The following is a 12029-nucleotide window of genomic DNA, read 5'->3' on the forward strand; positions in this document are numbered from 1 at the left end:
CACGCCTGCCATGAAGTTGGCGATGGCCACTTAGCTCCACTTCTGGCGACCGCTAGAAGTGGGGGGATTACCGAGGCACCGGTGTGGCCAAGCGCGCAGGCACAGCCAAACGCCCTTAGCTGGAAAACGCAGCGCCCTTAGGCGCTGCAGTAGGAGCGTGTGGCGAAGCTCTACGCGATGGCTGTCAGTCGGTCTCCACCGCTGCAGCGCGCTTCCCCATTGCCGCCTCGATCAGCGCCAAGAGGTTCTGCTGGCGCTGATCGCAGAAGCTGTCGAAGTCATCGGCACGCAGGGCGGCGACCGGGATGCGATGGCTGGCCAGTAGTGCATCCATGCCAACGTTGTCCAGCTGGACCTGCTTGTGGGCCTGCAGGGCGGCCAGATAGCTGGAAGGGGCCGATCCGCCAATCATGCGGTTGGCCTTGTAGGAGATCGGCGTCTTGTTGATGATCGAGTCGTAGCGCCGACGCGGGATGTCCTGCTTCTCGCACCAATCGCGCGGGAAGATGTGGTGGATGTCCAGCGCCACCTCGTCGGCTTCCAGGTCGCGGATGCGCGATTTCCAGAACAGGTCCTGTGCGCCTTCGCGCAACACCAGTACGTTGATGCCCTTGTAGGCGGCGCTCAGGCGTGAGGTCAGCGAGGCGAGGCGGTCGATCTGGAAGGTGGCATCGGCAATCGTGCGTGGCGGATGGCCATCGTGCTCGATCCAGCTCAGCAGCTCATCGACATCATTTGCAATACGGGTCTCCACCGCGCCGCCGTAGAGTTCGCCCAGCACGCCGCACCAGAACCACTGCGCCAGCTTCTGGTGGATGCGCGGCTCGCGCCAGTGCTCGTCGGCGCCGATCAGTGCCAACACCGCCGCCAACGGCGCCAGCTGGGTGCGGTAAGGCAGGTCGCGTGGCGCAGTGAAGCATTCCTGGCGCAGGAACTTGGCCGCACGCAGGAACCCTTGTTCAACGGGGGCAGCCCAGCGCTTGTAGGCATCCAGCGGCAGTTCCAGCACCGATGCGCGCTTGGCGCTGACCGGGGCCACCTGCTTGCCGGTCTTGCCGGCCTCGATATCGGCACGGCGCTTTTCCAGCGTGTGCAGCATGGTCACCGCCTGCAGAAAGTCGGTGTTCTCCACCCCGCGCAGGATTGGTTCCTTGGCCAGCCGCTTGTAGCGCGAGGACACCTTACGCAGCTCGCTGCCGTACCAGTCGTCGCGCAGGTTGTAGCCATCGGCAGCGTAGCTGGCGGTCACCAGCTCGAACACCGATAGCGGTACGCCGCCGGTATTGACCTTCTCGAACACCAGGCACACCGCTTCCTTGCTGGTCTCCTTCTTCAGCACGATCAGTGGAATCTGATACTCGTTGTATGCATCGAGCACCTTTTCTTTGAACTCAAAGAACTGCGCCTGCGCAGCGGCGTTGAACTTGAACAGGTCCTGCAGCCAGCCCATCGCCTCCAGGATCTCCGAGCATGGGAAGTACAGCTGTTTGCATTCCAGCTCGCGCGTGGAGAGGTCCAGATCCAGCCTGCGGCCGAAGTCGCTGCGCTGCTGGCGGCTGCCGTCGGTGGCGATGATGGCCTCGTCCAGCCGGTCCGGGCCTGCCAGCGCGGTGGGGATGTGGATGTAGTAGTGGCGGTCGACCGGCTTGCCTTTGTCGGTGGTGGTCTTGACCGGGCCGGACAGCTTGAGCACCTGGGTCAGCGTGGTCAGACGCTGCTGACCGTCGAGAATCAGCTTCTCCGGCGCGGCCAGTCCCTCCAGCGGCACGTTCTCCACCGGGCGGACCTGGAAGCGCACCTCGCCGCCGGTTTCCAGCAGCATCACCGCGCCCACCGGGAACGAGCGCCCCAGGCTGACCAGCAGGCTGCGCACATGTTCGTCATCCCAGACCCAGCCGCGCTGGAAATCCGGTAGCTGGATCTTGCCTTGGACGACGTCCTTGAGCAGGTCCTTCAATGGCAGTTTGGTGCTGTCGAATGTGGTCATGGGTTCGCTTCCTTGTGATGGACGGGATGGATCAGATCAGCTTGTCGCCGCCTTGCGGCCGCGCTTCGGTTTGGGCATGGCGGCGCGCTGGGTGCGGATGCGTTCCAGCAGCACGCTGGCCGGTTCGTCGCTGGGTTCCTGTGGCACCAGTTCGCCGCGGAACGCCTTGGCGAGCAGGCTCTGGGTCAACGCGTCGATGCGCTGCTTGGCGGCGGCGACCTTGGCTTCCAACTGATCGGCGTAGGCGAAGAGCTGTTCGACGCGGCGGACGATTTCGGTTTGCTCTTCAATCATGGGCAACACCACTGGAGCACTCACCACCGTGTGTTGATTGATCTTCGGCATGTTACCCGCCGTGCCAGTCGCGTTGTCTCGAAAGTATTTGCGCACTGATTTCGAGTTGAGAACAAGTTGCAGAAATGCTGGGGCGACACTGGGCTTGGCCCTGCACTTCATCATCAAATCTGGATAAATGAAATTTCCAGTTTGCCCATCAAACAGGGCTGATACACCGACGTATTCCAGTGTATTGGCTCTCTGGATCAGGATGTCCCCTGGCTCAAGCCAAAGGTGTGAGCCGGAAGGAATGGTTTCGGCAATAAATTTTGAAAACTCAGGCCTAAATTTGCCCGATGTTGTGGCTGATAGGCTCAGAGAGCGTGTTTTTGTCTCGTAGTCGACCGGCTTGGGCGAGTATCCGTTTCTTGGCTTCTCTTTGAGAAGTTCGCCAATTACCGTTTTAACCCAATCAGTAGTCGAGTTCAGAGTCCGCCAATCGCTGGTCAGACTTCCACGAGTCGCGCTCTCAACGATAGAAGAGCGGAAGCGCTTGAGGAGGGCGGGGATGGCGTCGATGCGGGCCTTGAGGGTGTCGACCTGGGCCAGCAGCGCATCCAGCTTCTGCGCGATGCGCTTTTGCTCTTGCTTTGGGGGGATGAGTATTGGTGCTTCGCTAAAGGTCCCCTTGTTAACAATTGCGATCGTCGTTGCGGATGAATTTTCTTCTAGCCAAAGTCTGAGTATTTTGGCGTAGTGAAATAGGAAGCGTGGGTCGACGCCATGGAATGGGATAATCGAGTTTATCTGCTGGTTCGTGGCTGATGGCTTCGTCGTCAGACCAACTTTTCCCAGATTTCCTATGCAAGTAACTACGACGCTCCCCTCTGGGATCGTGGGTATCTGCTTGGCACCCAGCTCGGTGAGGCACGTCTCCGTTTCAAAAATGTCTTTGGGTTGGTTTAGGTCGCCAGGTCTTATGAACGGGAAGTTGCCGCCATAAAATTCACCCCGTTTGGTATCAGGCGTCTTCCCCGTAACGATATGGCCTACCTCTGAGAGAGTTGCCTTTACCCACCCAACCGGCAACTCACTCACCGTCCACCTCAGTGCTGGTCACTTCCAGCCCCATCACCTCGGCCAGCAGCCGCTTCTGTTCCAGTGCTTCGTCGCCGGCACCCAGCGCCTGCATCAGCGCGTCGAGTTCGCGCAGGGCTTCGCTGAGTTCGGCCATCGCTTCGGCGGCCAGCACTTCGGGCGCGGGCAGGCTGTCGGCGTCGACGCTGTCGGCGTCCTTGAGCCAGCTGATATCCAGCGAGTCGCCGCGCTCGGCGATCTGGGTGCGGGTGAAGCAACGGAAGCGCCCTTGTTCACCTTCATCGGTGCGCGGGCTGGCGCCGTTGGGATCGGTGCCGTAGGCCTCCTCGAATGGTTTGAGGTGCGTCGGCCCGAAGGGGGTGCGCTTGCCGAAGTTGGGCATGTTGCTGCGCAGGTCGTAGACCCACGTCGCCTGCGTGCAGCCGGTGTCCTGGCGCGGGTTGGCGGCGGTGCCTTTCTGGAAGAACAGCACATTGGTCTTGACGCCCTGCGCGTAGAAGATGCCGGTGGGCAGGCGCAGCAGGGTGTGCAGGTTGCACTTGTCCATCAGGTCGCGGCGGATGTCGGTACCGACGCCGGCCTCGAACAGCACGTTGTCCGGCAGCACCACGGCGGCGCGGCCACCGGGCTTCAGGCCACGGTAGATGTGCTGCAAAAAGGCGAGCTGCTTGTTGCTGGTCTTGTAGGTGAGGTCGTCACGGGTGGGTCCGCCGCCGCCCTTGGCGGTGCCGAATGGCGGGTTGGACAGGATGATGTTGGCCGGTGGCAGGTCCCTGCCTGCGGTGCCGAGGCTGTTGCCCAAGCGGATGGGACCGGCGCCTTCGCCGTTCATGCCGTGCAGCAGGCAGTTCATCAACGCGAGTCGGCGTGTCCCGGGGACGAGCTCCATGCCGACAAAGGCCTTTTCGCGCTGGAAACTGCGCTTCTTGGCGCTGACTTCGGGACCGTACAGATCGTCGTGTTGCGATTTGATGTAGGCATCGGCGGCGATCAGGAAGCCCGCGGTGCCCGCGGCGGGATCCTGGATGACATCGCCAAGCTGCGGCTTGATGCAATGGATGATCGAATCGATCAGCGCACGTGGGGTGAAGTACTGGCCGGCACCGGACTTGGTCTCGTTGGCGTTCTTCTGCAGCAGGCCTTCGTAGAGGTCACCCAGGCCGTCCTCGCGCGCGCTGAACCAGTCCAGCCCGTCGAGCGCGGTGACCAGGGTTTCCAGATGGCGCGGCTCCTTGAGCCGGGTCTGTGCATCGGCGTAGATGGCGGCGATCATCAGATCGCTGCTCTTCCCTAAGTCCAGCAGCATCTGCCGGTAGTGGTTGAGCAGGTTGAGGCCGGACTTGCCGCTGAGATCGGGCCAGCGGCTGCCGGCGGGCAGCTTGTGCTCGAAGGCGTCGTTGTTGCGTACCTGCTCGTATTCCATCTTGACGAACAGCAACAGCACCAGCTCGGTGACGTAATCGCTGTAGTTGATGCCGTCGTCGCGCAGGACGTCGCAGAGGTTCCAGAGTTTCTGGACGATGTCGTTATGGGTCATGGGGTGCTGCCTTGTTCTGAAGTGGTGCGGGCCGGCAGCGCGATGCTGGAGGCCGGCGTGTTGATGGCGTAACGGGTGCTGCGGCCACTGCCGGGCAGGCGGCGCAGGCAGCCTTTTTCCAGCAGGTCGGCCAGATGGCGGGTGGCGGTGGCCTTGGAGACCTTGGCCACGGCCTGGTATTGCGAGGCGCTGATGCCGTGTTCGAAGCCGCGCTCGCCGCCATCGAGCAGGCGGTTGAGCACCTTGACCTGTTCGGCCGACAGCGGCTGTGCGTGATGCTGCTGCCAGAAGCGTGCTTTGGCCAATACCCGATCGATACGGTGCAGTGCCTGCACCAGGCTGTCATGCAAGGTGGTCAGGAACCAGTGCAGCCAGCCACTGATGTCCAGCGGACCTTTCTGGGTGGTTTCCAAACTGCGGTAGTAGCCGCTGCGGTCGGCAAGGATGCTGGCCGACAGTGCGTGGAGGCGGATCGCCTGCGGTTGCGCCTGGGCCAGGGCGAGATCGGTGAGTGCGCGGGTGAGGCGGCCATTGCCGTCGTCGAACGGGTGCAGGGTGACGAACCACAGATGGGCGATGCCGGCACGCAGCAGCGGGTCCAGCGTGGCGTCGGTGCGCGAGCTGGCGAACCAGTCGAGGAAGGCGGCGAGCTGGGCGTCCAGGCCCTCGCGCGGCGGGGCTTCGAAGTGGACGGTGGGGCGGTCGAGCCGGCCGGAGACAACCTGCATCGGTTCATCGCCACGCAGCGCGCCGATGCGGATGCGCGTGGGCAGCAGGCTGTCCTGTTCGGCAAACAGCCAGCGGTGCCATTGCAGCAGGCGGGGCAGGTCCAGCGGGGCGTCGGCGTGGCCGGTGGCGTCCAGCATCAGCTCGGCCAGCCCCTCGCTGCGGCCAGTGGTGCGGCGCGGGCTGTCTTCGGCCAGGCCCAGATGGCGGGCCAGCGAGGAGCGTACCGAGCCGACATCCAGCCGCTCGCCCTCGATGGCCGAGGAGGTGACGATGTTGGAGAGCAGCGTGTCCAGCGCTTCGGCGGCCTGCTGGTCGCCGGCGACCGCGCCGGCCATGCCGAGCAGCTGGCCGTGGGCGTGCTGGCAGTCGCGCAGCAGTGCCGCCAGGGCATCGGCCTGCCAGTGGAAGCTAGGCCAGTCGGGCTGCTGCCAGATCCAGCGAGGGCGGGGTTCGGTTGTTCGGTTGGGCATCGGTGAGCCGATTGGCTGGGTTAATTGGCTCTTTGGATGAGCCGATTATCCCGGCTAATCGGCTCATACGCCAGTGTGAACTACCAACTCAGCCCGTCTGATTCCACAGATGCTCGCCCAGATCGCCCAAGATTTGGTCCAGCCGGCCATCGAGCAGGCGGTCCAACTGCAGGGCGCCGCCGTCGCCGCTGAAGTTGCGTTGTACCGTGTCGCGGTCCATCACCACCTCGTGTATCAGCTGCTGGGCTAGCCGCTTGAGCCAGCGCCGCTGCACCGGCGTCCAGCTGCGCTGGGCATAGATGCCCTGCATGGCCTTGTCGACACGCTGCTCGAACGGCACCAATGCCTCGCCCAGCGCGGCACGGCGGATGTAGCCGATGATGCTGGCAGCGACCTCCTGCTGGGTGCTGTCTCGCCAGGCTCCGCGCAGGTGGGCCTCGCTGTAGCCGTGCTGGTCGAGCAGCAGGCGTACCTCACGCAGCTGGGCGCGGGTGAGGTCGCGGGGGCGGTTGACGATGACACTGAGCGCGGCGGACTGATTGATCTGCTCGCGGATGAAGGCGTTGAAACTGTCCAGGTAATCGGCCGGGGCTTCGTTGACGCCGTAGTTCTGTGCGCGTTCGAGCAGGGCGTCAGTGTGTTCGGAAATGACAGGGTAGCGGTCCGTGCCCAGCAGCACGCCCACTTCGGCCAGTTGCTCCACCAGGCGCGGGTGTTCGCGGAGGAAGCTGGCCGCATTGCGCGCGCCGAGCTTGCGCAGGTGGGTGTGCAGCACGGCGGGCGCCACGCCCCAGGAGGTTTCCAGCTCGCTGAGCTTGTCGCGCAGATCCAGGCGCTGCTCGGCGCGATGCTGGGCCTTGCGCAGTACGCGCATGATGCGCTGGCTCAACTGGTCGAGCGCGTCGTCGGCATGGCTGCCGCCGTTGCTGCCGGGGGCATCGAAGCTGCGCTGCTGGCCGAGCTCGTGCACCAGCTGCTCGATGCTGATGTTGGGGTCCTTGACCAGCGGGCGCATGGTGTCGACGTCTTCGAGCGCGGCGTACAGATCGACCGGATCGAAGATGCGGAACACGGTCTTGCCGATGTCATCGCAGCGGCGGGTGGCGCGGCCCTTCATCTGTTCGTAGAGGATGCGCGAGCGGACCCGGCGCATGAACACCAGGTTGGCGATACGCGGCACATCGATGCCGGTGGTCAGCAGGTCGACGGTGATGGCGATATTGGGGTGGCGCTCGTTCTTGTAATTGCGGATCAGCTGGTCGACCTTGTCGCTTTTGCCGGTGATCACCGCAACGCTGGCCTGGTTGTAGTAATTGCCATGGACCTGTTTGAAGGCCTCGTCCAACTGGTTCTTGACGCGTTCGGCGTGGGGCTGGCTGACGCAGAAGATCAGGGTCTTTTCCTCGCCGTCCGGGTCCAGTTCGATGGCAAGCTGCTCGCAGACGACCCGGTCGAAGTCCGCGGTGATCACACGCCGGTTGAACGACTCGATATTGAAGTCAAGTTCGTCTTCCAGGTCTGCGGTATCGACTTCGCCGGTCTGCGTGTTGATGACGCTGACGCGCTCGCCGCGATCGAAGTGGATGCCGTTCTTGCCGAGCGCGGTGGTGTAGCGGATGGGCGGCTCGTGGTCGATCAGCCAGTCATCTGCCACTGCTTCGCGGTAGCTGTAGGTGTAGATCGGCTTGCCGAAGATTTCGGTGGTGTGCTTGGCCGGCGTTGCGGTCAGGCCGATACGGCTGGCATCGAAGTAGTCGAGCACGCGGCGGTATTGCGACAGGTATTGCGCGTGGTCGCGCACGGCCAGCTCGCCGTCGGTCATTTCCTGGTCGAGCGTGTAACCGCGGTGGGCCTCGTCGACGACGATACAGTCGAAGGTGCCGATCGGTGGCGGGTCATCGGACTGGAAAATGCGCCGCACCATGGCCTGCACCGTGGCTACCTGCACGCGCGTCTCATCGGCGGTGCGGGTGTCGTCCAGGCCATCGAGGTTGTAGATCTGCGCCAGCGTCTGGTTCTGCTCAAGCTGCATGTCCTGCATCGTCTCGGTGGCCTGGGTACCGAGCGCGGAGCGGTCGACCAGGAACAGAATCCGGTGGAAGCGCTCGGCCTTGAGCAGACGGTAGATCAGGCCAATCATTGTGCGCGTCTTGCCGGTGCCGGTCGCCATCGCCAGCAGGCAGTTGCGTGAGCCTGATGCCAGCGCGCCTTCCACTGCCAGGATCGCGCGCTGCTGGTAGTCGCGCAGGTTGAGGTAGGCGAAGCCTTCCTGGGCCAGATCGCGCTCGGCCTGGTCGCGATCGCGGCTGAGCAGATCAGCAATGTCCTCGGGCGTGTGGAACTTCTGCAGCGGGCGCCGCAGATTGGCCGGTGAGCGCAGGTCGCGGAACCAGATGCCCGATTGCTCGGCCAGCTGTTTCACGAAAGGACGGCCATTGCAGGCGAATGCGAGCGGCACCTGGAAATGGCCACCCTGGCCGTCGGCCCAGCCTGCGATCGAGGTGGTGGCCGGGTAGGCGGGGGCCAGCCCGCCACGCATCACAAAGTCGCGCGCGTAGCGCTCGGCCTGGGGAATCCGGTCGGCGATGTTGATCTGCTTGCGCTTGGCCTCGACGACGGCGACCGGCGTGAGGCCGGCGAACAGCACATAGTCGGCGTTGGCGCGCGGCACCTTGGTGGGCCACTCGGCGATGGCGAGATTGCGACCTTTTTCCGGGCGGATGCCCTTGGCGTGGGTGAGGTCGAGCGAGTCTGCTTCCCAGCCGGCCTCGCGCAGCTGTTGGTCGATCAGGATGCGGGTGAGGTCCTCGCTGAGGTCGAAGTTGTTGCTGGCCTGCTGGGTGGCGCCGGCGACCTGTTGGGTGGCGGCGTGGCGGGCGGTATCTGGATGTTGCAGGCTGGCGATGCGTTGTTCGAAGTCCTGTCGAAGCCGTTGCAGTTCCTGTTCGCGTTGGACTGCCAGCGCCGACTGCGCACGCGCTTCGACGTCCATCGCTTCGGCGAGCTCGGCGTTGAGCTTGGCTTCGCTGTCCTTGAGTTCGGCGAGCGCCTGGCTCTGGTCGTGTTGCTGGCGGGCGGTATCCAGCTCCGCTTTCAGGCGATGGACCTCGGCCTGTACTTCACGCAACGGCGCGGCTGGATCCTTCGGGGGCAGGAAAGCACCAGCCTTGAATTCGGCGGCGTTCCTGCCGAAGGCCCGGTGGTACCAGACCGCCAGGTCGCGGGCGACCTTCAGGCCATCCATCGCTTCGCGGTGTTGCGTGGTGAAGCCGTGGGTCGCCTTGTTGCCCTCGACCCGCAGTACGTGGAACAGCTCCTGGATCCGCCGGTCCAGGCGCAGCTCGCGTGCGAGCTGGTAGATCAGATCCGCCTGGGTCGTCCGTTGGTCGTGGATGATGCCGGCGCGCCCAGCGAGATCCTGGGCAAGCGCTTCGGCAAACTGCCGGAGCTTGATCAGCGTGGTGTTGGGATCGCTGGCAAAGACCTGCTCGGCCATCGAGGCCAGTTTGAAGAAGACCGGATCGTGTTCCTGCAGGAAGGAAAAGTTGCTGTCGACAGTCACACGCGTATCCGTACTTGGCGCCCGGCGGGATGGCATCTCGCGGTAGCCATCATAGGTCACCGACGCTGCCGTGGTCATTCTAGCGCCGGATGCGATGGACCGATATGCGATGGCTTGGGCCGTCGCAGCGACCTTGTTGGCAACTGCGCAAGTTTTTCCCATGAGTTCCCAGTCTTTTGTCGACAACATAAGTCGTTGCCGCAATGAAATTCGGCGGCGGCATAGATGCTTCTGCCTGATGATTCGTCTGGAACGGCCCTGCCGCCTATATGAAACTGCAGGTACCGAACGCCTTGACGAAGGTAATCCTTGACGGCGGTAATCTGCAGTAGCACGATCAGCCTACGGAGCCTCGAAACTCCTCATATAGCGGTACCCACCTCCGAAATACTGGTGGGTTTTTTGTGCCTGCATGTTCTGTAGGCGCAACCGACGCGATGCCTGCGTCGGGAGGGCGGTGAATACAACACCCGCAAGGGGAATAAGCCCGCCGGCTATATGCGGTTTCGAGCCTCCCGACTTCCCGTCCGTCGCCTTCCGGCGGGCGGGCTGATTCCATGGAATGAGGAGCAGGCCATGTCGGACGTTGTACGCGATGCGCAGTCACACCCGGGCTACTACCTGCCAGAAGGCGCGCAGTACCGCTTGCAGCAACTACGCGACCATATGCGCTTTCTGGCACGTCTGGCGCAGCCGCGTACGCAGGCCGAAGAGCAGTTGCGGCAGCCAGCCATCCGCTTGGACGAACTGGCGTGCTGCCTGGAGCTGCTGGCCGAGCAGGTAACGCAGGCGCTGGCGCAGGTGCAGTGGCCCGCGCGCCTGGAGCCCGACGCCTCTGACAACGCGCGTGCTGACGACGGGGAGGCCGCATGAGCCGGCCGGTGATGGCGTCGACCCGCGCGCGCAGGCGGGCAGGAGATGACAAGCCGCGTGAGGCGTTTGCCTTCGGCATTACCACGGAGCAGGTAGATGCGCTGGATCAGTTGTTGCTGACCATCGCCGCCCATGGCGATGTGATCGCTGCCGGCAACGCCGATCGGCTGGACCGCCGCACCTTGCCCGTGCTGGGCAGCGCCATCTTCGATGCGGCCGGCGCCATGCGCACCATCCTGGATCAGTTGGCGCTTCAGCGGCTTTGATGGGCCGCTGTGGTTTGCGCCTGCGCGCCTATTACGGCCTCACTGTTTGGTGCGTCCCTCGTTTGATCGTCTGGCAGGCTATGTGGCCAAGCACCGCTGCCTGCTGCATCGCTTTTAGACGAGATGGTCAGCGAACGGCGCGCTGACCGGTCAAACTCGCTCATCGCCTCGCACCGTGCGGTGGTTGCGCGCCTACAGTGTCCCGCGCGATGCTCTTCCAGGACGCGTGCAAACCGGTCCGCCGCTGCCAGGTGCCCCCTTGTTGCGGCGCGCAGCATTGGGAAGGGCGGTAGGTTGCAACCCTAGGCCTCAAGCGAACCGCGCATGCATGCTCTCTGCGCATTTGGGGTGCTGGGAAGGACGTGGATACGCAGACGGCACGCCTTGTACTATCTCATGCGAACATTTGGGCTCGGTGTGATTGATAGCTCTTCATAGGTATTGGTCTGAATATCAGCAGGAACGTGAAGCTACTTGCTGGCTCCGATGCGTCGCTCACCTGCCATGGGGTTTATACTTTTTTCTGATGGGAAGTCCGTGCTCCTGTCTGATCGAGTTTTCACTAGGTTGGTTGGTCTTGCTATACTCATACTTTCCCAACCCAACCGCTCTTAATTCTTCTTTGCCAGCTTCTGATTTTCCGTTATAGCGATCGCCGCCGCCATACGCTTTTGAGGTTCCCCCCAGAATATGCTTGGCATGTACAAGTTCATGCGAAAGAACCAAGAATGCTTCATCAGGATTGGAGCCAAGGCGAATAGGCGAGCCATTCCCATTCAATTCAATGTGACTATGCGGGCTCCATTCAATAAGAGCATTGCAGCCTTTTCCTTTTTTTGCATATTTTTTGGCAATCGATACGCTTTGTTCGAGTGTAGATATATTATTCCCCGTGGATTCCTGATATTCAGAAATCTGTGCCGCACTTAGTATCGCACGAGTATTGGGTTGCTCTGTAGGGCCGATCTCTTTGACAATAACACTTAAACTTTTACGTGCGTTGAATGAGCCGAGCTCCTGCAACAGATAGTTGCCGGAGGGGCCTTCGGCAATTTTACCTAATGCAGGCTCAAATTCATTTTTAAATTGATCTTCTTGGCTGCTCGCCTGGCTGGACGAATAGATACCTGGATAATTTGTCTGGATTGGCATATTGGTTTGAGCTGTGTTTGGATAGATGTCATTGCGACAGTATGCTGTCGCGACGCATAGTATTCTTGAAATTCACAAT

8 protein-coding genes are annotated in these 12029 nt (G+C 62.4%); 2 read left to right on the top strand and 6 right to left on the bottom strand.

The window, feature by feature from the left end:
• Positions 1-184 precede the first annotated feature (184 nt).
• The 5 genes from LL972_RS18645 to hsdR form a co-directional block, all read right to left on the bottom strand.
• Complete coding sequence (locus LL972_RS18645) at positions 185-1987, bottom strand: GmrSD restriction endonuclease domain-containing protein (protein ID WP_228328856.1); 1803 nt, start codon at positions 1985-1987, stop codon at positions 185-187.
• A gap of 36 nt (positions 1988-2023) precedes the next feature.
• Positions 2024-3361, bottom strand: coding sequence for a restriction endonuclease subunit S (locus LL972_RS18650; protein ID WP_228328857.1), 1338 nt, complete (start codon positions 3359-3361; stop codon positions 2024-2026).
• Positions 3354-4898, bottom strand: coding sequence for an N-6 DNA methylase (locus LL972_RS18655; RefSeq protein WP_228328858.1), 1545 nt, complete (start codon positions 4896-4898; stop codon positions 3354-3356). The genes LL972_RS18650 and LL972_RS18655 overlap by 8 nt, the downstream gene beginning before the upstream one ends.
• Entirely contained in the window at positions 4895-6097 is a 1203-nt protein-coding gene (locus LL972_RS18660; protein WP_228328859.1) for a Fic family protein, read from the bottom strand. Before LL972_RS18660 ends, LL972_RS18655 begins: the two co-directional genes overlap by 4 nt.
• Positions 6098-6185: 88 nt before the next feature.
• The gene (gene hsdR, locus LL972_RS18665) at positions 6186-9659 is read right to left on the bottom strand and encodes a type I restriction-modification system endonuclease (protein ID WP_228328860.1); all 3474 of its coding nucleotides are present in this window, start codon (positions 9657-9659) and stop codon (positions 6186-6188) included.
• A 576-nt stretch (positions 9660-10235) separates the two neighbouring features.
• Between hsdR and LL972_RS18670 the strand changes: the two genes are divergently transcribed.
• Entirely contained in the window at positions 10236-10532 is a 297-nt protein-coding gene (locus tag LL972_RS18670) for an XAC0095 family protein (protein ID WP_115039981.1), read from the top strand.
• Complete coding sequence (locus LL972_RS18675; protein WP_228328861.1) at positions 10529-10798, top strand: hypothetical protein; 270 nt, start codon at positions 10529-10531, stop codon at positions 10796-10798. Before LL972_RS18670 ends, LL972_RS18675 begins: the two co-directional genes overlap by 4 nt.
• 495 nt (positions 10799-11293) lie before the next feature.
• Here LL972_RS18675 and xopG read toward each other — a convergent pair whose 3' ends face one another.
• Positions 11294-11950 (bottom strand): XopG/HopH/AvrPtoH family type III secretion system effector, encoded by a 657-nt coding sequence (gene xopG, locus LL972_RS18680; protein ID WP_228328862.1) that lies wholly within the window; start codon positions 11948-11950, stop codon positions 11294-11296.
• Between the last annotated feature and the right edge of the window lie 79 nt (positions 11951-12029).

Source organism: Xanthomonas campestris pv. asclepiadis (genome assembly GCF_020784175.1).
In the GTDB taxonomy this organism is placed as follows: domain Bacteria; phylum Pseudomonadota; class Gammaproteobacteria; order Xanthomonadales; family Xanthomonadaceae; genus Xanthomonas; species Xanthomonas campestris_D.

What these genes read in the sequence shown, in the direction of transcription:
- LL972_RS18645 (WP_228328856.1), bottom strand. Translation starts at nt 1,987, where the DNA reads ATGACCACATTCGACAGCACCAAACTGCCATTGAAGGACCTGCTCAAG.
- LL972_RS18655 (WP_228328858.1), bottom strand. Translation starts at nt 4,898, where the DNA reads ATGACCCATAACGACATCGTCCAGAAACTCTGGAACCTCTGCGACGTC.
- LL972_RS18660 (WP_228328859.1), bottom strand. Translation starts at nt 6,097, where the DNA reads ATGCCCAACCGAACAACCGAACCCCGCCCTCGCTGGATCTGGCAGCAG.
- LL972_RS18670 (WP_115039981.1), top strand. Translation starts at nt 10,236, where the DNA reads ATGTCGGACGTTGTACGCGATGCGCAGTCACACCCGGGCTACTACCTG.
- LL972_RS18675 (WP_228328861.1), top strand. Translation starts at nt 10,529, where the DNA reads ATGAGCCGGCCGGTGATGGCGTCGACCCGCGCGCGCAGGCGGGCAGGA.
- xopG (WP_228328862.1), bottom strand. Translation starts at nt 11,950, where the DNA reads ATGCCAATCCAGACAAATTATCCAGGTATCTATTCGTCCAGCCAGGCG.